The organism is Brachybacterium huguangmaarense, assembly GCF_025725725.1.
Classification (GTDB): Bacteria; Actinomycetota; Actinomycetes; order Actinomycetales; family Dermabacteraceae; genus Brachybacterium; species Brachybacterium huguangmaarense.
Map to the genome: position 1 here is coordinate 665,205 of NZ_CP107020.1, position 22,634 is coordinate 687,838.

At 73.2% G+C, this 22,634-nt stretch carries 15 protein-coding genes; 3 read left to right on the forward strand and 12 right to left on the reverse strand.

Features of this window, described 5'->3' with window-relative positions:
* Window positions 1-19: 19 nt before the first annotated feature.
* The 8 genes from BRM3_RS02965 to BRM3_RS03000 form a co-directional block, all read right to left on the reverse strand.
* Complete coding sequence (locus tag BRM3_RS02965; protein WP_263594619.1) at window positions 20-1,024, reverse strand: LysR family transcriptional regulator; 1,005 nt, start codon at window positions 1,022-1,024, stop codon at window positions 20-22.
* 93 nt (window positions 1,025-1,117) lie between these two features.
* Window positions 1,118-2,518 (reverse strand): MFS transporter, encoded by a 1,401-nt coding sequence (locus BRM3_RS02970; RefSeq protein ID WP_263594620.1) that lies wholly within the window; start codon window positions 2,516-2,518, stop codon window positions 1,118-1,120.
* 278 nt (window positions 2,519-2,796) lie between these two features.
* Window positions 2,797-4,176: a replicative DNA helicase gene (gene dnaB / locus BRM3_RS02975; RefSeq protein ID WP_263594621.1), complete on the reverse strand. Its 1,380-nt coding sequence runs from the start codon at window positions 4,174-4,176 to the stop codon at window positions 2,797-2,799.
* 81 nt (window positions 4,177-4,257) lie between these two features.
* Window positions 4,258-4,980, reverse strand: a complete 723-nt coding sequence (locus BRM3_RS02980) for an ABC transporter permease (RefSeq protein WP_318152434.1) — start codon at window positions 4,978-4,980, stop codon at window positions 4,258-4,260.
* 5 nt (window positions 4,981-4,985) lie between these two features.
* The gene (locus BRM3_RS02985) at window positions 4,986-5,729 is read right to left on the reverse strand and encodes an ABC transporter ATP-binding protein (RefSeq protein ID WP_263594623.1); all 744 of its coding nucleotides are present in this window, start codon (window positions 5,727-5,729) and stop codon (window positions 4,986-4,988) included.
* A gap of 312 nt (window positions 5,730-6,041) precedes the next feature.
* The gene (locus tag BRM3_RS02990) at window positions 6,042-6,551 is read right to left on the reverse strand and encodes a mycothiol transferase (protein WP_263594624.1); all 510 of its coding nucleotides are present in this window, start codon (window positions 6,549-6,551) and stop codon (window positions 6,042-6,044) included.
* Window positions 6,552-6,700: 149 nt separating this feature from the next.
* On the reverse strand, window positions 6,701-6,985 hold the full coding sequence (locus tag BRM3_RS02995; RefSeq protein ID WP_263594625.1) for a GNAT family N-acetyltransferase: 285 nt from the start codon (window positions 6,983-6,985) through the stop codon (window positions 6,701-6,703).
* A 172-nt stretch (window positions 6,986-7,157) separates the two neighbouring features.
* Entirely contained in the window at window positions 7,158-8,909 is a 1,752-nt protein-coding gene (locus BRM3_RS03000) for a hypothetical protein (RefSeq protein WP_263594626.1), read from the reverse strand.
* 195 nt (window positions 8,910-9,104) lie between these two features.
* Here BRM3_RS03000 and BRM3_RS03005 point away from each other — a divergent pair, with 195 nt between their 5' ends.
* Both BRM3_RS03005 and BRM3_RS03010 read left to right on the forward strand, forming a co-directional pair.
* Window positions 9,105-10,250 carry a hypothetical protein gene (locus BRM3_RS03005; protein WP_263594627.1) on the forward strand — a complete coding sequence of 382 codons (1,146 nt, stop codon included), beginning with the start codon at window positions 9,105-9,107 and terminating at the stop codon, window positions 10,248-10,250.
* On the forward strand, window positions 10,240-11,025 hold the full coding sequence (locus tag BRM3_RS03010; protein WP_263594628.1) for a ferritin-like domain-containing protein: 786 nt from the start codon (window positions 10,240-10,242) through the stop codon (window positions 11,023-11,025). The genes BRM3_RS03005 and BRM3_RS03010 overlap by 11 nt, the downstream gene beginning before the upstream one ends.
* Window positions 11,026-11,307: 282 nt before the next feature.
* Here BRM3_RS03010 and BRM3_RS03015 read toward each other — a convergent pair whose 3' ends face one another.
* Window positions 11,308-14,640: an efflux RND transporter permease subunit gene (locus tag BRM3_RS03015; protein WP_263594629.1), complete on the reverse strand. Its 3,333-nt coding sequence runs from the start codon at window positions 14,638-14,640 to the stop codon at window positions 11,308-11,310.
* A gap of 211 nt (window positions 14,641-14,851) precedes the next feature.
* Between BRM3_RS03015 and BRM3_RS03020 the strand changes: the two genes are divergently transcribed.
* On the forward strand, window positions 14,852-16,198 hold the full coding sequence (locus BRM3_RS03020; protein WP_263594630.1) for an MATE family efflux transporter: 1,347 nt from the start codon (window positions 14,852-14,854) through the stop codon (window positions 16,196-16,198).
* A gap of 40 nt (window positions 16,199-16,238) precedes the next feature.
* Here BRM3_RS03020 and metE read toward each other — a convergent pair whose 3' ends face one another.
* The 3 genes from metE to BRM3_RS03035 all read right to left on the reverse strand — a co-directional run bounded on the left by metE (window position 16,239) and on the right by BRM3_RS03035 (window position 22,276).
* Window positions 16,239-18,572, reverse strand: a complete 2,334-nt coding sequence (gene metE, locus BRM3_RS03025) for a 5-methyltetrahydropteroyltriglutamate--homocysteine S-methyltransferase (protein WP_263594631.1) — start codon at window positions 18,570-18,572, stop codon at window positions 16,239-16,241.
* Window positions 18,569-19,522 (reverse strand): methylenetetrahydrofolate reductase, encoded by a 954-nt coding sequence (locus BRM3_RS03030; RefSeq protein ID WP_263594632.1) that lies wholly within the window; start codon window positions 19,520-19,522, stop codon window positions 18,569-18,571. Before BRM3_RS03030 ends, metE begins: the two co-directional genes overlap by 4 nt.
* A gap of 75 nt (window positions 19,523-19,597) precedes the next feature.
* The gene (locus BRM3_RS03035; protein ID WP_263594633.1) at window positions 19,598-22,276 is read right to left on the reverse strand and encodes a LuxR C-terminal-related transcriptional regulator; all 2,679 of its coding nucleotides are present in this window, start codon (window positions 22,274-22,276) and stop codon (window positions 19,598-19,600) included.
* Window positions 22,277-22,634 lie beyond the last annotated feature (358 nt).

A 22,634-nucleotide genomic window follows, 5' to 3' on the forward strand; every position in this document is an offset into this window, starting at 1 on the left:
ACGCTACGACCGGCAGTCATCACCCACCAGAACGGAATTTCGTCTGCACGTTCGGTTCTGCCGATGCCTCCGCGGAGTGAGCCGCGGTCGCCGCATCGGGTGTTCCGTGGTCCGCGAGCACCTCGCGCGCCACCTGGATGAACGCGCGGACTCGTCGATTGGGCGGGGATCCTCCCGGCGTCACCGCGACCACGTCGAGACCCTCGGGCCGGGTCACGAGCTCCTTCGTCACATACTCGAGGCCTTCATAGCTGACGGTGGTGCGGGGGCGCTGGCTCAGCAGGGCGAAGCCGATGCCCCGGGCGACGAGGCAGCGGGTGAGCTCGGAGCTCTGGGTACGGAAGCGGATCCGAGGGGTGAGGCCCGCTTCGTCGAACAGGGACAGGAAGTAGGTGCCGCCGGGCTCCAGGTCGAACAGGATGAACGGGTCCTCGGCGAGCTCGGTGAGCGTCACCGTCTCGGCATCGGCCAGGCGATGATCGGGAGGGAGCAGCACGTACGGCGGGACCGCGGAGAGCCGGGTGGCGGTGTGGCCGAGCTCGGAGAGCTGGTTGCCGAACCGGTAGGCGTACATGACCGCGACATCGCTGCGCCCCTGGACGAGCTGGTCGAGCAGCTGGTGCCGGGAGCCCTCGGAGAAGGTCACGTCGACGGCCGCATACCGCTCGCCGAACGCGGCGACGGCACCGGGCACGAGGAACGGGGCGATGGTCGTGTAGCAGCCGATGTGCAAGGCGCCTGTCAGCTGGCTGCCCAGCATCGACGCATGGCTCTGGAGGTTCTCGGCGTCACGCAGCAGACGCCGGGCCTCGGCGACGATGCTCTCCCCGTCGCGCGTGAGCGTCAGGCCCCGGGCGTGGCGTACGAAGAGAGTGACCTTGAGATGGCGCTCGAGATCGGCGATCGCCGTCGACACGGTCGACTGCGACAGGTGCAGGGCGTGCGAGGCCGCAGTGACCGTGCCGTGCTCGGCGACCGCGACCAGGTAGTCGAGCTGGCGCAGCGTGAGGTTCACAGGGGACATCGGGACTTCCGGATCGCGGGGCGGAGGCGGCCGGAGCCGTCCGCCGCCGCGATCACTGTACGTCCGCGCCGCCGCCGCTCCCGCAGGGGACGGTCACCAAGCCTCGACCTCGGACTCCCGCCCCGTCGCAGGGCGCGACTCTCGCTGCGAGGAGGGGGCGGAGGCTCCGGCTGCCGCCGGCGCGAGGTCGGATTCGTGCAGGAGGTCGATGCCCCGGGTCTCGGGGATCGTCAGGATGGTCACGAGGCCCACGAGACCGACCACGATGAGTGTGTAGGCGGGGACCATCTCGGAGCCGGTGAGGTCGATCAGCCACGTGTTGATGTAGGGCAGCGTCCCTGCGAACAGGGCACTCGCGAGCGAGTACGCGATCGACAGGCCGCTCTGGCGGGTTCGGGTGGGGAACAGCTCGGCGACCGTCGAGGAGTGCGTGCCCAGGATGATCGCGAGGATCGCCGCGAGCAGGGCGGTCGCCACGAACCCGGCGCTCATCGTGCCCGTGCGCATGAGCGCGAACAGCGGGATGGCCGCGACGATGAGGAGCACGGCGGCCGTGAGCAAAACCGGCTTGCGACCGACCCGGTCCGAGACCATGCCCGACAACGGGATGAGCGCGATCGCGACGAGCGAGGCGATCGTCGACAGCAGTGCGGCGTCGTCGGCGGGGAGGGCGACGATCTCCTCCTGATAGGTCAGCAGGTAGACGAGGACCACGTAGAACGTGCAGTTCATGAAGGTCTCGATGCCGATGGTCTGGAGGATCTGCAGACCGTTGCGCCGCACTGCCTCCGTGACGGGCGATGCCGGAACGGTGTTCTGCTCCTCGAGCGCCCGGTACTCGAGCGTGTCCTCGACGCGCAGGCGGATGAACAGGCCGATCAGCGCGAGCGGCACGGTGATCAGGAAGGGCAGGCGCCAGCCCCACGCGAGGATGGTGTCATCGGCGAGCGTCGCGTGGAGCAGCCACACCACGAAGGAGGCCAGGAGGAAGCCGAGCACGGACCCGACCTCGAGCCAAGAGGTGCCCATGCCCCGGCGCCGGGCCGGCGAGTACTCCGCGAGGAACGTCGCCGCGGAGCCGAACTCGCCGCCGGCGGCGATGCCCTGGATGACACGCGCGACGATCAGCAGGATGGGGGCCCAGATGCCGATCGTCTGATGCCCCGGGATCAGCGCGAGCATGAGGGTGCCCGCCGCCATCACGACGATCACGAGCGAGAGGGTGGTCCGGCGCCCGAACCGGTCACCCAGGAAGCCGAAGATCACCGACCCGATCGGTCGCACGAAGAAGGCGATCGCGAAGACCGCGAACACGGAGAGCAGGCTCGCCGTGCCGTCCTCCTCGGGGAAGAAGACCTTCGCCATCGTGGTGGCCATGTAGGCGTAGACCGCCCAGTCGAACCAGTGGACGAGCACGCCGATCGAACCGGCCACGACGCTCGTGCGCAGGCCCTTGCCCATCGCACGCTCGTCGGCAAGGACTGCGGACGTCATACGGTTCCTCCCGTCGCCGACCGCCGGGCCGCGGGGCCCGGCGTGAACCCGATCACCGGGTTGCGCCGAGAATAGTGGCGTCCTTCTCGCGGCAACCAGCGGGAAAATTCGATGGCCACCACGGCGTGGGCGATGGCTGAGGGTCGCGCGGCAGCACCGATGTGACGCAGAGAGCCGCAGCCCTCGAGAATCAAGGGGCTGCGGCTCTCTGCGTCACATCTGTGCAGGGCACCTCCGAGCGACACGGCACCAGTCCTGGGCGGCGTGCGCCGCGGCGGTCAGGCGGCGTAGCCTCCGCCTCCGCCGGCCATGTCCTTGAACCGGGAGTAGCGGCCCTCGAAGGCGACCGGGATGGTCTTGGTGGCGCCGTTGCGGTGCTTGGCCACGATGAGGTCGGCCTCGCCGGCCCGCGTGGACTCCTTCTCGTAGTAGTCCTCGCGGTGGATGAGCACGATGAGGTCGGCGTCCTGCTCGATCGAGCCCGACTCGCGCAGGTCGCTCATCATCGGCTTCTTGTCCGTGCGCTGCTCGCTGCCGCGGTTGAGCTGGGAGATCGCGATGACGGGCACCTCGAGCTCCTTGGCGAGCAGCTTGAGGGCACGCGAGAACTCCGAGACCTCCTGCTGACGCGACTCGACGCGCTTGCCCGAGCTCATGAGCTGCAGATAGTCGATGACGACGATCTTCAGGTCGTGCTTCTGCTTGAGCCGCCGGCACTTGGCGCGGATCTCCATGAGCGACATGTTCGCCGAGTCGTCCATGTACAGCGGGGCGTTGGAGATCCGCGACATGGCGCGCGCGAGGGCCTGCCAGTCGCGGTCGTCCATCGAGCCGTCGCGCATGCGGTTCATCGGCACCTGCGACTCGGCCGACAGCAGGCGCATGGTGATCTCGGTCTTGTCCATCTCGAGGGAGAAGATGCAGGCCGTCTGGTTGTTGTGGATCGCGGCGGAGCGCAGCACGTCCATGCCCAGGGTCGTCTTGCCCATCGCGGGGCGCCCCGCGAAGATGATCATCTGCCCGGGATGCAGGCCCTGCGTGAGCTCGTCGAACTCCGAGAACCCGGTGGGGATGCCGGTGACCTGGCCGCCGCGCCCCTGCGTCGCCTCGATGACGTCGACGGTCGGCAGGATCACCTCGCCGAGCGGCACGAAGTCCTCCGACTGGTTGCGCTCGGTGACCGCGTAGACCTGGGCCTGGGCCTCGTTGATGACCTCCTCGACCTCACCGCCGTCGGCCGCGTAGCCGAGCTGGACGATGCGCGTGCCCGCCTCGACGAGGCGGCGCAGGGTGGCGCGCTCGGCGACGATCTCGGCGTAGTAGCCGGCGTTGGCGGCCGTGGGGACCATGTCGATGAGGTCCGCGAGATAGGCGCCGCCGCCCACCCGCTGGAGCTCGCCGCGCTTGGTGAGCTCGTCGGAGACGGTGACCAGGTCCGCGGGCTCGCCGCGCCCGTAGAGGTCGATGATCGCCTCGTAGATGAGCTCGTGCGCGGGGCGGTAGAAGTCGGAGGCGACGACCTGCTCGACGACGTCGGCGATCGCGTCCTTGGACAGCATCATGCCGCCCAGCACGCCGCGCTCCGCGGCCAGATCCTGCGGGGGCGTGCGCTCCAGCCCGCGATCGGGGCCGGTCTCGAAGGCGTCGGTGGAAGTCACCGGATCAGTGTAGGGAGACGCCCTGACCGTCGACGGCTCGGGAGGGCGAGTGCCGGGAACGTCACCCGTGCGCGCCGGAATTCACGCCGAGCGTCGGCGCAACGTGAGGGAGGCCAGCACGAGCACGCCCACGACGACCGCCGCGACGATGCCCAGGTCGGCCCAGTAGGTGGAGGTCAGGTCGCTGTGGTCGCGGAGCTGCTCGAGGGCCTCGACGCTGTAGCGCAGCGGCATCACGTCGGAGACCGGCTGGAGCCAGCCCGCCATGTCCTCGCGCCGTCCGAACAGCCCGCACAGCAGGATCTGCGGGATGACCAGCACGGGGAACATCTGGATGGCCTGGAACTCGGTGCGCGCGAACGCGGAGGCGAACAGCCCGAGGGCGACCCCCATCAGGGCGTTGACCACGCCGACGAGCAGCACCGCCAGGACGGGCCCGGCGATGTCGAGGTCGAGCGCCCAGAAGCACCAGGCCGACAGGATCGCCACCTGCGCGGCCGCGAGCAGGCCGAAGGCGAGCGCGTACGCGCCGATCAGGCCCCAGGGCGTGATGGGCGTCGTCATCAGGCGCTCGAGCGTGCCCGAGGTGCGCTCGCGCAGCATCGCGACCGACGTCAGCAGGCACATGAGGATGAGCGGGAACACGCCCATCATGTCGAGCTGGAGACGGTCCACGAGCGGCTCCGCGCCGTCGAACAGGGCGTAGGCGATCGAGATGAGCACGACCGGCAGCACCGCGACGAGCGCGAGCGAGCGGTGGTCGTGACGGAGCTGGGTCAGCAGCCGGATCGCGGTGGCGAGCATCGGGGTCATCGTGCGCCCCGTTCGTCCGATCGCGAGCCGTCCGGCGCCCGGGCGCCGTCCGACTCCTCGCGGATGAGGGCGAGGAACGCGGCGTCGAGGTTCTCGGCGCCGGCGCGGGAGCGGATCTCGTGCGGGGTGCCGGCGGCGAGGAGCGCACCGTCGCGCAGCAGGAGGATGTCGTCGCAGCGCTCGGCCTCGTCCATGACGTGCGAGGAGACGAGGACGCACGCGCCGCCGGCCGCCCGGGCGCGCAGCCGGTCCCACAGCTCCTCGCGCAGCACGGGGTCCTGGCCGACGGTGGGCTCGTCGAGCACGAGCACGTCCGGCGAGCCGACGAGGGCGCACGCGAGCGAGACGCGAGAGGTCTGGCCACCGGAGAGGCTTCCCGCCAGCCGCCGCTCGTAGCCCTCGAGCCCGACGGCGGCGACCACCTCGGAGATGCGTGACGTGGGGGCGCCGATGACGCGGGCGAAGTAGCGCAGGTTGTCGAGCACGGACACGTCGCGGTAGATGCTCGGGGCCTGGGTGACGTACCCGATCCGGCGGCGCAGCGAGGCGCTGCCCGCCGTCTCGCCGAGCACGGTGACCCGCCCGCCCGCGAACTTCTGGGTGCCCACGATCGCCCGCATGAGCGTGGTCTTGCCGGCCCCCGAGGGCCCCAGCAGGCCGGTCACGCGGCCCGGGAACATGGCGCACGTCAGGTCGCTCAGGACGGGGACCCTGCCGCGCACCACGGTCAGGCCGTCCACCTCGATCGCCGGTCGGTCCCGGCCACCGACGACGGCAGGGTGCAGCTCGTCGTGCAGAACGCCCGGGCCTCGTCCCCGCGCGTGACCCTCCGGCCGCTCGGGGCTCGGGCCCGGCACGGGCCTGGACATCGGTTCCGGTGCCGGCTCCTGAACCGATGCCGCGGCGGTCCAGGTCGTGCTGGGCTCCCGTGCGGGACCGGCCGCCCGATGCGTCGGCCGGTGCTCCTCCGAACCGCCGGACCCGTCGTCCGTCGCGGCGTCGTGCGCCCCCATCGCCGGCTCCCCCCTGCCCGCGCCGTGCCGGAGCCGGGCTCAGGCCTTCTCGGGGACCCCGACCACGTAGGCCGCCTGGCCCACGTGCTCGGCGGCGTCGATGACGACGCTCATCAGGCGCACCCCGCGCGTGACCGGCGGATCCCAGTTCTCGTCGATGACCTCGCCGAGGTCCTCGTCGCCCAGGGTGTCCAGGTAGTCCTGGAGAGCGCCCGTGGCCGCGGCGACGTAGTCGAGCAGCGGGCCCGGCTCGTCGACGGTCACGGCACGCGCCTCGTCCTCGCTCATGCCGTACCCCATGGCCGAGCCGATGCCGTCCAGGCCCAGCTTCTCCTCGAAGCCCTGGGCGGTCCACACCTGCTCCTGGCCGCTCAGGTCCGCCACCTGGGCGTCGATCTCGCGCCCGACGTGCCACAGCAGCCACGCGACGGAGTTGGCGTGCCCGCCGACGTGCGCGTTGAGCACCTCGGCCGTGAGAGCGTCCCGCAGCGCCTCGGCGGCCTCGAGCGGCCGGCCGGCGGCGTCCTTCAGAATGTCGATTCCGTTCATGGTCGCCACGCTACGCCGCGTCGTCGACGCGCGCTCGGTCGGAGACATGGCCGCGCCACACGGCGTTCACGGGGTCGTGCGCGCCCGCCGCGGGGCTCACCGCACCACGGAGCCGTCTTCTCGGACGTCCCGTCAGTCGTACGTGACGATCAGTCGTACGTGACGATGTCGGCCTGCTCGGGATGGCGCTGCAGCCAGCTCTCGACGAAGGGGCAGATGATCCGCACCCGCTCGCCGCGCTCGCGCGCGTCGTCGAACGCGCGCCCCGCGAGGGTCGAGGCCACGCCGTGCCCGCGCTCGTCGGGATCGGTGACCGTGTGGATCAGCTCGAACACCCCGCGGCGGCGCGTGAAGGTCAGCAGCCCGACCTCGCGGCCGTCCTCGACGGCCACGTACCGGGAGCCGCGGGCGTCCTCGTGCACGTCGATGCTCATGAAATCCTCCTGCTGCCGGTCCGGGGTCCCTCCAGTCTTCCAGACGTCCCGCCCCCTGCCCGCCACGCCGGGCACCGCCCGCCTGGCGGATCCGGGACGGCAGCGGGATCGGACGACAACGGACTGGGACTGCAGCCGCTCTCGCCGTCCCGCCCGGACGTCGAGCGCGGACTCACTCCGCGGCGGCCCCCTCCAGGCGCGCCACGTCGGCGCTCGTCCGGTGCGCGTGATCGCTCTCGCCGAGCTCGCGCCAGCCCTCGAGCGCGCGACGGGCGGCGGCGAGCGCGGCCCCGCGCTTGCCGAGGCGTTCGAGCATCGCCGCGTCCCGGTCCTCGAGATACACGGCCCAGTACCGGGCACGCTCGGCCTGGCCCTGCGGTGCCGCGGCGATCGCGTCGGCGACCTCGGCGCGTCGCGCGGCGTAGACGGCGGCATCACCGGCACCCGAGGTGGCCGCGGCGATCATGCGGCCCACGTGCGCATCGACGGTGTGCTCCCACAGCACCGCCTCGGGCACGACGGGCCACCCGCGCGTGCGTCGGATCCTGGTCAGGATGCCGCGGGCCTCCGCGTCCGCGATGTCGGGCAGGGAGGCGTCGAGCGCGAGCCGCAGGGCCAGCCCCCGTGCCTCGAGCTCCGCGCGCAGGAAGCGGCCGCGCTCGGCGCGCGTCGCTCCCAGGTCGTCGCCCAGGTGCTGCGCGTCGGAGGCCGCCTGCCCGAGGGCCTGCACGGCCTGCGCGAGCCGCCCGCCGCGCCGATGCACCTCGGCCGCCAGGCGGTGCACGCGCAGCAGGGCATGGTGGTCGCGCTCGGCGCGCGCGAGCGGCCGGGCGTCCGCGAGCGGCCGCGTCGCCTCGTCGGGCCGGCCGACGGCGATGCGGGCGGCCGCGACCACGAGCAGCGGCGCGACCCGCTCGACCGGCGTCGGCAGCGTGCGCAGGAGCGAGTCGAGGCGGCTCGCGGCGTAGTCGGCCTGGGCGGCCCGGCCGGCCGCGACGAGGTCCTGGACCAGGTCCTGGATGACCGCGACCCGCAGACGGGGGTCGTCCACCCGGTGCAGGTCGAGCAGGGCGTCGGCGCCGTGGCGTGCGGCCGTGAGCGGCTCGGTCGGCCGCAGGGCCCAGGCGAGGATGGCGCGCGCCGTCGTCGCACTGCGCTCGACGTCGTCGTCCGCCGCGCGCAGCGCCAGATGCTCGAGCACGTCACGGGCCTGGAACGCCGCGTCCTCGGAGCGGTCCTGCAGGCGCAGGACCTGGGCGTAGCGCAGACGCAGGAGCGGTTCGGGGTCTCCGAGGATCGCGTCACGCACCTCCGGGTAGGCCGACAGCGCGGACAGGAAGCGGCCCTCCTCGTGCTCGAGACCCTCCTCCCCGAGCGCGAGCGCCTCGGCGGCGGTCGGCGCCCGCTCCGTGAGGCCTCGCACGACGACGAGGACGGCCTCGTCGACGTCGGCCTCCTCGACCACGGACAGCGGGTCGGCCCGCCGTCGGCCGCGCCGCTCCGCGGCGGACGATGCCGCGGGGTCCGTGAGGCCCAGGGCGACCACCGCCGCCCGGGCGTGCTCGTGATGCCCGGAGCCGTCGATCAGGCCGACCATCTCGCGCAGCACGTCGGCGGCGGCGTGATCCTGCCCACCGGCGTGCAGGGCCCGGGCGTGCGCGACGAGCAGCTCGACGCGCTCCGGGAGCGGCGCGGGCTCGGCGGCGAAGGACTCCGCGATCATGCGGGCCGCTCCCAGGCGGCCGAGATCGGTGAGGTCGTGGACCCGGTGAGCGGCCTCGAGGACCGTGGTCGGGAACGGCAGGGGCAGGCCCGGAGGGCGGAGCGCCATGCGCAGATCGTCCCAGGTCAGCACGTCATCCGGGGCGGGACCGGCGGCGACGGGACTCCGCTCGGAAGCGGAGTCGGCGCCGGGAGCGGTCATGGGCCCGAATCTATCAAGACGGCGGGGGCACGCTCCCAGCTCCGACGGGCCGCGGCGGAGGCGCCCGGGCTCTCCCGGCGCGGCGCCGATCGGACCGGACAGGCCCCGTCTCCCCGCCCATCGTGACCGGTCGCACCCGAGGTCGTGGGCCCTGCACCACGTCAAACAGAACGAGTGTTCGCTATGATGGTGGGCATGCCCGACACCAGCCTGATCCGCGGCCAGGATCGTCTGTCCGACGGGCGTTCCGCCTCCCCCCGCGCGCACACCGCCTCCCCGGTGGTCGAGCATCCGCCCGGATACGTCGACGGCCGCCTGTACTCCGATGCGACCGATCCCCAGGTGCTGCTCACCGCCTTCGACGTCGCCGCCTACACGCAGCAGGCGCGGGGCCGCATCGAGGTGGACGCCTCGGCCGTCGAGCCCCTCGACGAGCGCACGCGCGCCGACCTCTCCTACCTGTGGCGCCTCGATGCCGCGGGGCTGTCCGAGATGCGCGCCGTGCTCTCCTCGTGGACCGCGAACGAGGCGCGGGTGACCGCGTTCCTCGCCACCTGGGCCTACGAGCGCTACTGGTTCGCCCGCGGGATCCGGGACGTGCTCGCGGCCGACGGCGGCCCCCTGCCCGAGCCCGCACGACGCCCCCTGTCCTCCCACCTCAAGAGCATCTACGTGTCCCGGCTCCTGCCGATCGTGTCGCCCGTGTGGACCACGGCGATCGGCGAGACCGCGACGGCCGGCCACATGGCGCGCCTGGCGGTACAGGAGGCGAGCCTCCGCGCCGCCTATCGCGCGCTCCTGCCGCGGCTGTCCGGCGAGGCCCGCCGCCTCGTCGAGGAGGTCGTCGAGCGGCGCGAGGAGATCATCCGCTTCTTCCGGCTCGAGGCCGGCGCACGGATCCGGCGATCCGCCGCGGAGGCCGCCGCCGCCCGCGTGCACCTGGGCGGCACGTGGCGTCCGCTGCGAGTGGTCGGCGTCGCCGACGCCGACGAGGTCCGGGCGATGACGAGCATCTTCGACACCGCCGAGACCCGACGCGAGCTGCTCGACGCCGACGCGGCGATCCGGGATCTGCTCGCCGAGGCGCCCGGCGCCCATGGTCGCGGCGCGACCGCGTCCTCGCTGCCGCGAGCCCTCGCGCAGATGCTCGGCGCACCGCGCGATCCCGACGCCCCCGCCGGCCTGCTCCGCCGCGGAGCCCCTGCCCCCGGCCCGGAGGTCCACGAGCGGACCGCGCCGGGCATGCTCCATCGCCTGCTGAGCATGTCCTCCCGCTCACGTCGCGATCACCTTCTGCCCACCGACGCCGACACACGGAAGAATCACGCCCGTGGCCTTTGACATGGAGAAGTTCACCGAGACCTCCGACCGCGTGCGGTGGGAGGATCTCGAGCTCGCGCGCTTCCGCGACGAGCCGCTGGACGCCGAGACCCTGCGCTCCCTGCGCTACATGTGTGACGTCGAGTACCACACGTCGTGCTTCCTGCGGGAGATGCTCGTGACCCCCTCGCACCGCGAGGACGAGGCCGCCGGCTTCATGACGATGTGGAACCGCGAGGAGTTCTGGCACGGCGAGGCCCTCGCGGCGGTGCTCGGCGAGCACGACATCGTCGTCGACTACGACGAGATCAAGGCCAAGCGGGTCAAGCTCGGCTGGCAGCTGGCTCTGGGCCCGCTCAAGCAGTCCGTGCTCTCGAACCTCGTGGGCCAGGACTTCGTGGCCGTGCACATGACGTGGGGCGCCGCGAACGAGCTCTCGGCCGTCGCGGCCTACCGGCGCATGGCCGCCATGACGGACCACCCCGTGCTGTCACCGCTGCTCAAGCGCATCGCCCAGCAGGAGACGCGCCACGTCGCGTTCTACACGACGCAGGCTCGTGCCCGCCTCGAGGGCTCCGAGCGGGCCCGCTCGATCGTGCGGATGATCCTCGGCAAGGTCTGGCGACCCGTCGGCTCCGGGATGATGGACGAGGACGAGGTGCGCCACGTGATGGGTCACCTGTTCGCGGGCAAGCCCCACGAGCTCGACAAGCTCGACCAGCGCATCCAGAAGATGCCCGGCCTCGACGGGCTCACGATCTTCCGCAACGCCTTCGCCCGCATGGGCATCGCCTGATCCGAGGTCCCGCCGGGTCCGCGAGACGGACGCGCCCCGGGGCGGCATCCGCACGCCGACGCCCGCCCCGAGTCCGCGTGCGGACGTTGATCGCCGGACGACGGTCCGCTGCGGGGCACACCTCCCGGCCGTGACGCGCGAGCCCCGGTGGTCAGCCGCATGGCGCGCTCAGCAGCGGCTCCACCCGGCGGCGCCCCCCGCGCGCTCAGCGGCAGGACCACCCGGCAGTCCCGCTCGACCGGCCCGCGCCGGCCGCACGGGGCGGGCCGGCGCGGCGGGCGCTCACTCCACGTCGGCCCGATGGCGGCCGTGGCGCGGGGACGCCCCGTCGGCATCCGACGGGTCCGCGTCCGCGGCGGTCGCTGACGCGTGCTCGCCCTCGGCGGCAGGGCCCTGCCCCGCCGCGCCGACCGCACCGTCGTCGGCCGCATCCTGGCCGGTCCCGGCCGCGGCCTCGCGCAGCCGGCGACGCTCGCCCGGGCCCTCCGCGATCCGGTAGAGCACCGGCACGATCACGAGGGTGAGCAGCGTCGAGGTCACGAGGCCGCCGATCACGACCACCGCGAGCGGCTGGGAGATGAAGCCGCCCTCACCGGTGATGCCCAACGCCATCGGCAGCAGCGCGAAGATCGTCGCCGCGGCCGTCATGAGGATCGGCCGCAGACGCTTGGAGGCGCCCAGGTGGATCGCCTCGTCGAGCGCCGCGCCGCGACGCCGGTACTGGTTGACCAGGTCGATCAGCACGATCGCATTGGTGACGACGATGCCCACGAGCATGAGCAGGCCGATCATCGACGGCAGGCCCAGCGGGACCCGGGTGATGAGCAGCAGGCCCAGGGCGCCGGTCGCCGCGAAGGGGATCGACACCAGCAGGATGAGCGGCTGGACGAGGGACTTGAAGATCCACACCAGGAGCACGTAGGTCAGGAGCACCGCCGCGAGCATCGCGATGCCGAGCTGGCCGAAGGTGTCGCCGATGTCCGAGGCGGTGCCGCCCAGGGTGGCCTCGGCGCCCTCGGGCAGGTCGGCCTTGTCGATCGCCGCCTGCGCGGCGGAGCTGACGGCGCCCACGTCGTCCCCGGTCGGGGTCAGCGAGATGGTGACGGTCTCGCGCGTGTCCTGCGTGGCGATCTGCGGCCGGGACTGGGCCTCGCCGACCGTCGCCACGTCGGTGAGCGGCATCCCGGCGATCTGCATCGACCTCAGCTGGTCGAGGGTCGAGACCTTCTCCCCCTGCTCGAGGTAGATGTCGAGGTCCTGGCCGTCCAGCTCGATCGACCCGATCGAGCTGGGGTACAGCTGCTGGGCGACGAGGCCGACGACGGCCTTCTCGGTCAGGCCGCGCTGGGCGGCCTTGTCGCGGTCCACGGTCACGACCGCGGTGGGCTGGTCGGCCTCGAGGTCCGAGCCGACCTTCTCGACGTCGGCGGGCAGCGGGTCGAGCTCGGCGAGGATCGCGTCGTTCGCCTTCTGGCGCGCCTCCGCCGTCGGCCCCGTGATGAGGATGTCGACCGAGCTGCTGCCGGTCACGCTCGCGGAGTCCTGCTCCTCGACGTCGCCCGCGCCGGGCAGGCCCTGGAGCGTCGAGAGGATGTGGGCGCGCACGGTCTCCTGGTCGGCGTCCTCGTCGGTCGTGATCGAGTAGCTGATCTCGTTGGTCGCGCCGCCGCCCCCGGCGCGGCCGAACGCGGAGGCGCCGATGGTGGTCTGCACGGTCTGCACGCCCGAGACGTCCTGGAGGGCCTTCTCGGCCGCAGCGGCCTCGGCGGACGTGTCCTCGAGGCTCGTGCCGGCCGGGAGCGTCTGGGTGTACGAGGCGAGGTTCTGCCCGCTGTCGCCCAGGAAGTTGATCTTGAGCAGCGGGATCATGAAGACGGTGGCCACCAGGATCGCGAGAGCCGCCCCGAGCGTGATCAGCCGGTGCCCGAGGCCCGCCTGGGTCCAGCGCAGCACGGGGGCGTACACGCGGTGCAGCCAGGTGCGCTCCTCGCGCTCCTCCGCGGCGGCGCGCACGCGCTCCACCTCGGCGGCGTCGTCGGGATCTGCGGGCACGATCGCGTTCTTGGGCACCCGCAGGAACCAGTACGCGAGCACCGGCACGATCGTGAGCGACACGATGAGCGAGGACAGCATCGCGATCGCGACCGTGAGCGAGAACGGCCGGAACAGCTCCCCGGCCATGCCGGAGACGATCGCGACGGGCAGGAACACGATCACCGTGGCCAGCGTCGAGCTGGTGACGGCCCCCGCGACCTCCCCGACGGCGTCGATGATCGCGCGATGCCGCGCCTTGCCGTACGTGAGGTGGCGGGTGATGTTCTCGATGACCACGATCGAGTCGTCGACGACGCGGCCGATCGAGATGGTCAGGGCCGCGAGCGTCAGCATGTTGAGCGTGTAGCCCGAGACGAGCATGCCGACGAAGGCCATCAGCAGCGACAGCGGGATCGAGATGGCGGTGACGATCGTCGGGCGCAGCGCCCGGAGGAACAGCAGGATCACGCCGATCGCGAAGATGAGGCCCAGCAGGCCCTCCTCCGCGAGGGACACGATCGACTTCTGGATGAAGGGGGCCTGGTCGAACACGACGTCGCTCGTGGCGTCGCCGCCGACGCCCGGCAGGGTGTCCTTGAGCGTGGCCTCGACGTCATGGGAGACGTCCACGACGTTGCCGTCGGCGGTCGCGGTGACCACCAGCACGAGCGACTCGCGCCCGTTCGTCCGGGAGATCGAGGTCGCCTCCTGCTGCGTCTGCTCGACGGTCGCGACCTCGCCGAGCGTCACGACGCTCCCGGTGCCGCGCGAGGGCGCGGCGCCGTCCTGGCCCTGGCCCTCGTCCTGCCCTTGGCCGGCCTCGTCGCCTGCGCCGCCCGAGGACGGCATCACGACGATGCCCTTGAGGTCGTCGAGGGAGGTCAGCGGATCGCCGACGCTCACGTCGAGGCTGCGGTCGCCGTCGGTGACGGTGCCGCCCGGCACGCTCAGGCCGTCGTTGTCGAGCGCGGTCGTGATGTCGGAGTCGGTGAGGCCCTCGGCGGCGAGCTTCGCCTCGTCGGGCGTGATCTGCACGATCTGCGTGGGCGCGCCCGCGAGGGCCACCGAGGAGACGCCGTCGACGCGTTCGAGCTCGGGCACGACGTCGTTGCGCAGACGCTCGGCGAGCACGGCGGGATCGTTGTCGGAGGAGATCGAGAGGACCGCGGCGGGGATGTCCCCGGAGCCGCCCGAGATCACCTGCGGGTCCGCGTCGTCGGGGAGCTGGTCCTCGATGCGCCCGAGAGCCGCGTCGACCTGGTTCGCGCTGCGCGCCACGTCGGTGCCGTAGGTGAGCTCGACCGTGACCATGGAGACGCCGGGCTGCGAGGTCGAGGAGGTCTTCTCCACGTTCTCGAGGCCGCGGACGGACTGCTCGATCGGCGTCGACAGCCGCGAGGAGACCTGCTCGCTCGTCGAGCCGGGCGACGTCGTGACGATCTGGATCTGGGGCAGCGACACCGAGGGGATGAGCTCCTGGCGCAGCGACGTCATCGAGATCGCGCCGATCACGGCGACGGCGATGCAGACGAGGGCGATGAAGGAGCGGTTGGCGAGGCTGACGGTCGCGAGGCGGCGCATGAGGGCCTTCCGGCAGTACGGCGATGGGCGCGGGATCCGCACCGTGCCCGCCCGTTCGCCGCCGACGGCGGATGCGGGATGCGGGAGGAGCAGGAGTCTCCGCGCACATTCGATCACGCCCGCCTGGGACGAGGGACCCGACGAAGGGAGGAGATCGGGCGCGAACGGCGCCACGGGCCGGGGAGGGCCCGCAGGTAGGGTGGCGGGCGCCATGACCTCGAAGAACCCGGCCGCCTCCTCCCCCCGCGCGGTCGTCGATCGCGACATCCTGCGTCTGGCGATCCCGTCGCTCGGCGCCCTCGTGGCCGAGCCGCTGTTCGTGATGGTGGACTCCGGGTTCGTCGCGCGCGTCTCGACGACGGCGCTCGCGGGGCTCGGCCTCGCCTCGACCGTGCTGACCACCGTGGTGGGACTGTCGGTCTTCCTCGCCTACTCGACGACCGCCGCCGTGGCCCGGGCCTTTGGGGCCGGGCGACGCAGGGAGGCGATCGCGCGCGGCGTCGACGCGTGCTGGCTGGCCCTCGGGATCGGCGGCGGCTGCCTCGTCGTGCTGGTGGCGCTCGGGCGGCCCGTGCTCTCGCTCTTCGGCCCGTCGCCGGAGGTGCTCGACCAGGCCGTCGTCTATCTGCGGATCAGCGCGATCGGGCTTCCGGCCATGCTCTCGGTGCAGGCCGCGACGGGACTGGTCCGCGGCCTCCAGAACGCGCGGCTGCCGCTCGTGGTCGCGATCGGGGGCGCCGTCCTGAACATCCCCCTCAACGGCCTCCTCATCATGGGCCTGCACCTGGGGATCGCGGGCTCCGCGATCGGGACCGTCGTCTGCCAGTGGCTCATGGCCTCGGTGCTGCTGGTCGTGATCGCCCGCAGCGCGCGCCGCGACGGGGTCGGGCTCGCGCCGCAGCTGCGCTCGGTCGCCTCGGCGGGCCGCGAGTCGATCCCGATGTTCGTGCGCACCGTGAGCCTGCGCCTCGTGCTGATCGTGACCGTGTTGATCGCGACGGGCCTGGGCGAGGTGCAGCTGGCCGCCCATCAGCTCGCGTCGACGGTGTTCAACCTGCTCGCGCTCACGCTCGACGCGCTCGCGATCGCGGGGCAGGCCCTCGTCGGACGCTATCTCGGGGCCGCCGACACCGACACCGTGCACGCCGTGACGCGGCGCCTCATCACGTGGGGCGTCGGCGGCGGCGTGGTGGTGGGGTTCGTGCTGCTCGCGGCGAGCTACGTCGTGCCGGGCCTGTTCACCCCCGACCCGGCCGTGCAGGCGAACCTGCGGGCGGCGCTGTGGGTGCTCGTGATCGCCCAGCCGCTGGCCGGGTACGTGTTCGTGCTCGACGGGGTGCTGATGGGGGCGGGCGACGCCCCCTACCTCGCGCGCGCCGGCATGATCACGGCGGCCGCCGTGATGCCGGGCGCCGCGCTCGTGGCCTGGTGGCATCCCGCGGGTCCGCTCGGGCTGGCTGCCCTGTGGGCCGCGTGCAACCTCGTCTTCATGATCGCGCGTGCCGTCGCCCTCGGGATCCGGGTGCGCGGGAACGCCTGGATGCGCACCGGGGCGTGAGCGCGCAGCGCCCACGCCCCGGTGCCCGGGACCGCGAGGGTCAGGCGGCGCTGCCCTGCAGCGCGCCGGCCCGCACCCGGGCGGCCGCCTCGACGAGATGGGCGAGCGAGGCCCGCGTCTCCTCGTAGCCGCGGGTCTTGAGGCCGCAGTCGGGATTGGCCCACAGCCGCTCGGCGCCCACGGCCGCGCGCGCCGCCGTGAGCAGCTCGGCGATCTCGTCGACGCCGGGGACGCGGGGCGAGTGGATGTCCCACACGCCCGGGCCGATGCCGCGCGCGAAGCGCTCGGGGTCGATCGCCGCGACCACCTCGCCACGCGACCGGGCCGACTCGATGCTCGTGACGTCCGCGTCGAGGGCGTCGATCGCGTCGATGACCTCGTTGAACTCGCTGTAGCACAGATGGGTGTGGATCTGGGTGGCGGGGGCCGCGCCGGCGGTCGCGAGGCGGAACGCGTCGACCGACCACGCGAGGTAGGCGTCCTGGTCGCCGTGGCGGAGCGGGAGCAGCTCACGCAGGGCCGGCTCGTCGACCTGCACGATGCCGATGCCGGCGGCCTCGAGGTCCGCGACCTCGTCGCGCAGGGCGAGGGCCACCTGGTCCGCGGTCTCGCCGAGGCTCTGGTCGTCGCGCACGAAGGACCAGGCCAGGATCGTCACCGGTCCCGTGAGCATGCCCTTGACCGGCTTGTCGGTGAGCGACTGGGCGTAGGCGGCCCAGTCCACGGTGATCGGCGCGGGGCGCGACACGTCGCCGAACAGGATCGAGGGACGCGTGCAGCGCGAGCCGTAGGACTGGACCCAGCCGTGCGCGGTCGTCGCGAAGCCGTCGAGGTTCTCCGCGAAGTACTGGACCATGTCGTTGCGCTCGGGTTCGCCGTGCACGAGGACGTCGAGGCCCAGCTCCTCCTGCAGCTCGATCACGCGACGGATCTCCGCGCGCATCGCCGCGACGTAGCCGTCGTCGTCGAGACGTCCGGCGGTGTGGTCGGCGCGGGCTCGCCGCACCTCCGCGACCTGCGGGAACGAGCCGATCGTGGTCGTCGGGAGCACGGGCAGGCCCAGGGCCTCCTGCTGCGCGGCCGCCCGGCGGGCGTAGTCGCCGCGCTCGAGATCGGCGGCCGTCAGGGCGGCGGCCCGGTCGCGCACCGCCTGGTCGCGCACGCCCGGGAAGTCGCGGGCGACGGACCGCGGGCCGTCGACGCGGCCCGGCTCGACCTCGCCCGTCGCGAGGTGCACGACCTCGGCGACCTTCTCGTCGGCGAAGGCGAGGGTCGCGACGAGCTCGGCCGGCAGGGCGGACTCGCGCTCGAGGGTGTGCGGGACGTGCTGGAGGGACACCGAGGTCGCGACCACGACGGCCGCGGGGTCGCCGCCGGCCGCCTCGACGCGCTCGCGCAGCGCGGCGAGGCGCGCGGCGGCGGTCGCCTCGTCGGTGCGCCACACGGAGCGGCCCTCGACGAGGCCCGCGACGAGCTGCACGTCGCCGATGCCGGCGAGCTGCTCGGACGTGGGCAGGTCGCCGCGGGTCGCGTCGACGTGCACGGCCTCGACGCCGCTCCCGAGCAGCGCCGGCAGCAGGTCGCCGATGCCGCCGTAGGGCGTGGTCACGAGGATCCGCGGCCGGTCGGTGCGGGCCGCGAGCGCGCCTGCGGTGCGCTCGACGAGGCGGGCGAGCTCGTCGGCGCCGATGCGCTGGTCGGCGGCGAGCGCGGGCTCGTCGAGCTGCACCCACGGGGCGCCGGCGGCCGCCAGCTCGGACAGCAGCTCGGCGTACACGGCCACGGCGTCGTCGACCCGGTCCAGGGGGTCGAAGCCCGCGGGGGCGTCGTCGGCGGCCTTGGCGAGCAGGAGCAGGGTGAGGGGGCCCACGATCACGGGCCGGCTCGTCACGCCGTCCTCGAGGCCCTCCCGGAACAGCTCGGCGAGACGGTGCGAGGCGACGTGGAGGTCGGTGTCGGGGCCGATCTCGGGCACGAGGTAGTGGTAGTTGGTGTCGAACCACTTCGTCATCTCGAGCGGCGGCTGCTCGGCGCTGCCACGGGCGAGGGTGAAGTAGCCGTCGGTGCCGATCGTGCCGTCGGCCTCGACCACGGAGGAGAAGCGGGAGGGCACGGCGCCGATCGACACGGCGGCGTCGAGCACCTGGTCGTAGAGGGAGAAGGTCTCGGGGATCGCGGCCGGCGCGGTCAGGCCGAGCTCGACGAGGCGCGCACGGGTGGCGCGGCGCAGCTCCCGGGTGCGCCGGGCGAACTCCGCGGCGTCGATGCGGCCGGCCCAGGCTGCCTCCTCGGCCTTCTTCAGCTCGCGGTCGGGGCCGATGCGCGGGTAGCCGACGATCGTGGCGGCGGGCAGGGCGGCAGAGGTCGCGGTCATGAGGGATCTCCTGTGGTGGGGGTGTGCGGCGCGGGTGCGGACCAGCGGTCCAGGTCGAGGGTCTCGAGCACGTCGAGGGCCTCGGCGTGACGGTTGAAGGTGAACAGGTGCAGGCCGGGGGCGCCGTCGTCGAGGACGCGGCGGATGAGGTCGACGGTGAAGGCGACGCCGATACGTCGCCGCGCGGCGTCGTCCCGCGCGGTCTCGAGGGCGTGCAGCAGCGAGCGCGGCGCCTCGACGCCCGAGAGCTCGGCCAGGCGGTGCAGGCGGCGAGGGTCGGTCGCGGGCACGAAGCCGGGCACGATGGGCAGCTGCACACCGACCTCGCGCGAGCGCGTGACGAGGTCGGTGTAGTCGGCGGGGTCGAAGAACACCTGGGTGATCGCGAAGTCCGCGCCCGAGCGCTCCTTGGAGACGAGCACCTCGATGTCATGGCGCCGCGTGGGCGACTCCGGATGGCGCCGCGGGTAGGCGGCCACCCCGATCGAGACGCGGCCCGCGCCGAGCGTCGCGGTGCGCTCGCGCTCGACGGCACGGATCAGCTCGACGAGGTAGCGCGCGAAGGGCACCTCGTCGTCGTCGGCCTGGTGGGCGTCCTCGACGTCGCCGCGCAGCGCGAGGAGCCCGCGCACCCCCCGGTCCAGCAGGGCGCGGACGACGAGCTCGAGCTCTCCGCGCGTCGATCCCGTGGACGTCAGGTGCACGAGCGGGCGCAGATCCGTGCAGGCGAGCACGTACTCGGTCAGCTCGAGGACCCGGTCGAGGTTGGCCTGGCCGGTGCGGCTGGTCACCGAGACGTAGTCCGGCGCGGTGGCCTCGAGCTGCGACACCGTCTCCCGGAGCCGGTCGAAGGAGGCCTCGGAGCGGGCCGGGAACAGCTCGTAGGACAGCGCTAGACGCCGACGCGGCGGGGCGCTGCGGGCGAGCTCCGGGAGCGTGGACGCAGACATGTCGGGGACGCTACGCGAGCGGGCGGAGGCGTCCGAAGGACGGTGACGGCGTGTGAACGTGGAGGGCTGGGACCCTCAGCCGCGCTCGCCGGACATGGCCCGTATGAGCTCGGCGCGCGAGCTGACCCCGACCTTCCGATAGATGCGGGTCAGGCTCATCTCGACGGTGCGCACGGACACGTACAGGTCCTGGGCGATCGAGCGGTTGCGGTAGCCCTGCTGGACGAGGCGGGCGACGTGCGCCTCGCGCTCGTTGAGGGTGGAGAGGATCTCCGGGACGGGTTCGGCCGTGCGCGCGTCGTGCGTCGTGCACAGCTCGCTGGGCATGGCCACGCCGATGTCAGCGAGCACTCGTTCGGCGGCACGCCGGTGGCCGAGCGCCTCCTTGCCGTGGCCGGCCTGCTCGAGACGCTCGGACGAGCACAGCAGGGTGCGCGCGTGCTCGTACTCGAGCTCGCACGCCGGCCAGGCGCCGAGCAGCTCGTCGAACAGCTCGAGGGAGCGTGCTCCCTCGGCGACCAGGGCCTCGCAGCGGGCGAGCGTGAAGGTGGCCCACCGGGAGGGCGCCGCGGCCGCGCGGGCGCGGAACTCCGCGAGCACCTCGCGCGCCTCGGCGCGCCGGCCCATCCGGACCAGGAACTCGACATGGTCGGCGTGCGCCCGCACGAGCTGCGGGTTGCCGACGCCCGTGGCGACGCGGCGGGCCATGGCCATGCGGTCGAGGGCCTCCGCGCCCTCGCCCTGCATCCAGGCCAGCCGGCCGCGCAGGGCGTGCACGCGCGCGCCGAACACGGCGGGGAGCGCGTTGAGGGGCACGAGGGAGAGCACCTGCTCGAGGCGCTCGTGGGCGAGTTCGGCGCGGCCCTCGACGGCGAGCAGCTCCGCCTCGGCGACGTCGAGCTCGACGGGGAGGACCTGGAGGGCGCGGGCGCTCGACCGGGCCCGGTCGACGCCTGCCCGCGCCTGGCGGAAGGCGTCGGACCGCAGGTCGAGCATGAGCGCGGCCCGGTTGACGACGACACCCCACAGCGGGGGCGCCCCCGCTGTGCTCTCGCGCAGCCCGGCCAGGATCTCGCGTGCCGCGCCGAAGCGCTCGGCGTAGATGAGCACGTGCAGCAGCACGGCGCGCGCGGCGAGCTCGCGCGGCACCGGCAGCGGGTTCAGGTGCCGGCGGATCTCGTCGTAGCTCGGCACCTCTCCCCCGTCACGCACGAGGCGGCACAGCCTGGTCAGCGCCTCGATGGCCTCGGCCAGCTCCGGACGGGCAGGGGCGAGGTCGCGGACGGAGGGCAGCTGCGCCTCCGCCTCGTCGAGCTCCCAGCGCAGCAGTCGCGCCATGACGACGGTCCCGACCATGGCCAGGCAGCCGACCGGGTCGCTCTGGCCGTAGACGCCGAGCTCGCGGGCCATGCACTCGGTGCCCACCCCGCGCCCCTGGAACAGGTCGAGCAGGGTGCCCAGGACGACGAGGCGCGGCGGATGGGAGATGCCCTGGTACATGCGGTGCAGGGTGTCCTCGTAGCGGCGCGCGAGGTCGAGCTCCGCGTGCTGCACGAGGGTCATCGCGAACTCGGTGAGCGCCGGCCCGACGTCGGCGCCCCTGGCGTCGACGAGGGCGCGCTCGGCGAACTCGAGCGCGGCGTCGAGCATGTCGTCCACGACGAGGGACGAGGCCGCGCCGAGCAGCTCGACGGGGCAGCCGTCGTCGGGCGGGGCGAAGCACCGGTGCCATGCGGCGATCCTGTCGTCGCGCCCCTCGGCGGTCCCGGCGAGCTCGGTGTGCAGGGCGAGGCGCCGCACGGCGGGCATGCCGCCGTACGCGGTCGCGCGCACGCGTGTGCTCGCGATGTGGAGGGTCGTGGCGGTGCGCTGCACCCAGCCGCCGGCGACGAGCTCGTCGAGCCCCGCCGACTCCACGCTTCGCGCACGCGAGGCGACCGAGGTCGGCAGGTAGGGCGCGCAGGACAGGGCCTCGAGGGTGCGGCGGGCCGGGTCGCCCAGGCCGACCAGATCCGCCCGGGTCGCCTCCATCGCCGCGTCGCTCAGGCCCAGCGGCGCGGGCATGGGCTCCTCCCCCCGCAGGGCGCGGTCGGAGAGCCGGTCGAGGATGTCGGTGAGCAGGCCCGGGTTGCCGTCGGCGATCCGGACGAGCAGCTGCACGGTGCCCGGCGGCGTGTCGGAGGGCGCGAGCGAGCGGGCGAGCTCGAGCATCCGGGCCCGGTCGACGGGGCCCAGGCGATGGGCGTCGATGCCGCGGAGCGGACCGGCGTCGAGGTGGCCGCGGCAGCTGAGGACGATCCGCAGCCCGGTGCCGCGCACGTGTCGCACGAGGTGGCCCAGGACCTGCTGGCTCTCGGGGTCGAGGTCGTCGGCGTCGTCGATCAGCAGCAGGGTCGGCGGCAGCGGACGCGCCGACAGCCTCGCCACCAGCGCAGGCGCGAGCCGCGAGGGCCCGGTGGCGGCGCTCCCCCCGATCGCGAGCCCGTGCAGATCGGTGCCGTGGCGGCCGTCGATCCCGATGAGCGCGCTCGTCAGCCCGGACAGGGACCAGGTGGACTCCCCGGGATCGACGGTGACCAGCACCGATGTCGCACCGGAGAGACGGGCGGCGCTGCGCAGGAGCGTCGAGCGCCCGGAGCCGGCGGGCCCCACGAGGGCGAGGGCGCCGTCCTCGGCGCCGTGCGCGAGGTCGACCAGGGCCCGGAGATCCTCCGGACGGCAGGTGAGCGTCGAATCGGGACGACGGATGAGCATTGAGGCGACTCCGTTCTGCTCGCGGATCGGCAGTGCGGGAACGGATGTCCGTCGGGGGGCTCTCGCCCCCGCGACCTCGTCTCCGTTCCTCCCCCCTGCACTGCTCCGGACACCCGGATCGTCCACGCGTCCCGACTGGCGGGCGCTCGTTCCCCCCGGAAGAGCGCCCACCGTCGGGCAGCCACCCCTGACGCAGAATCCATGATGCGCAGGGGGTGGGCGGGACCCGTGAAGGTGTCCGCAAGAAGTGCGGAAATTGCGGGAGCTAGATCACTATATCCCCCGAAAACACCCCCTATCGGGTGGCGCCGCTCACGCTGACCCCCCGAAACAGGAGGGGGTCCAAATACGTGCGTGA

What these genes read in the sequence shown, in the direction of transcription:
- BRM3_RS03015 (WP_263594629.1), bottom strand. Translation starts at nt 14,640, where the DNA reads ATGCGCCGCCTCGCGACCGTCAGCCTCGCCAACCGCTCCTTCATCGCC.
- BRM3_RS03000 (WP_263594626.1), bottom strand. Translation starts at nt 8,909, where the DNA reads ATGACCGCTCCCGGCGCCGACTCCGCTTCCGAGCGGAGTCCCGTCGCC.
- BRM3_RS02990 (WP_263594624.1), bottom strand. Translation starts at nt 6,551, where the DNA reads ATGAACGGAATCGACATTCTGAAGGACGCCGCCGGCCGGCCGCTCGAG.
- BRM3_RS03005 (WP_263594627.1), top strand. Translation starts at nt 9,105, where the DNA reads ATGCCCGACACCAGCCTGATCCGCGGCCAGGATCGTCTGTCCGACGGG.
- BRM3_RS02970 (WP_263594620.1), bottom strand. Translation starts at nt 2,518, where the DNA reads ATGACGTCCGCAGTCCTTGCCGACGAGCGTGCGATGGGCAAGGGCCTG.
- metE (WP_263594631.1), bottom strand. Translation starts at nt 18,572, where the DNA reads ATGACCGCGACCTCTGCCGCCCTGCCCGCCGCCACGATCGTCGGCTAC.
- BRM3_RS02980 (WP_318152434.1), bottom strand. Translation starts at nt 4,980, where the DNA reads ATGCTCGCCACCGCGATCCGGCTGCTGACCCAGCTCCGTCACGACCAC.
- BRM3_RS03035 (WP_263594633.1), bottom strand. Translation starts at nt 22,276, where the DNA reads ATGCTCATCCGTCGTCCCGATTCGACGCTCACCTGCCGTCCGGAGGAT.
- BRM3_RS02995 (WP_263594625.1), bottom strand. Translation starts at nt 6,985, where the DNA reads ATGAGCATCGACGTGCACGAGGACGCCCGCGGCTCCCGGTACGTGGCC.
- BRM3_RS03030 (WP_263594632.1), bottom strand. Translation starts at nt 19,522, where the DNA reads ATGTCTGCGTCCACGCTCCCGGAGCTCGCCCGCAGCGCCCCGCCGCGT.
- BRM3_RS03020 (WP_263594630.1), top strand. Translation starts at nt 14,852, where the DNA reads ATGACCTCGAAGAACCCGGCCGCCTCCTCCCCCCGCGCGGTCGTCGAT.
- BRM3_RS02965 (WP_263594619.1), bottom strand. Translation starts at nt 1,024, where the DNA reads ATGTCCCCTGTGAACCTCACGCTGCGCCAGCTCGACTACCTGGTCGCG.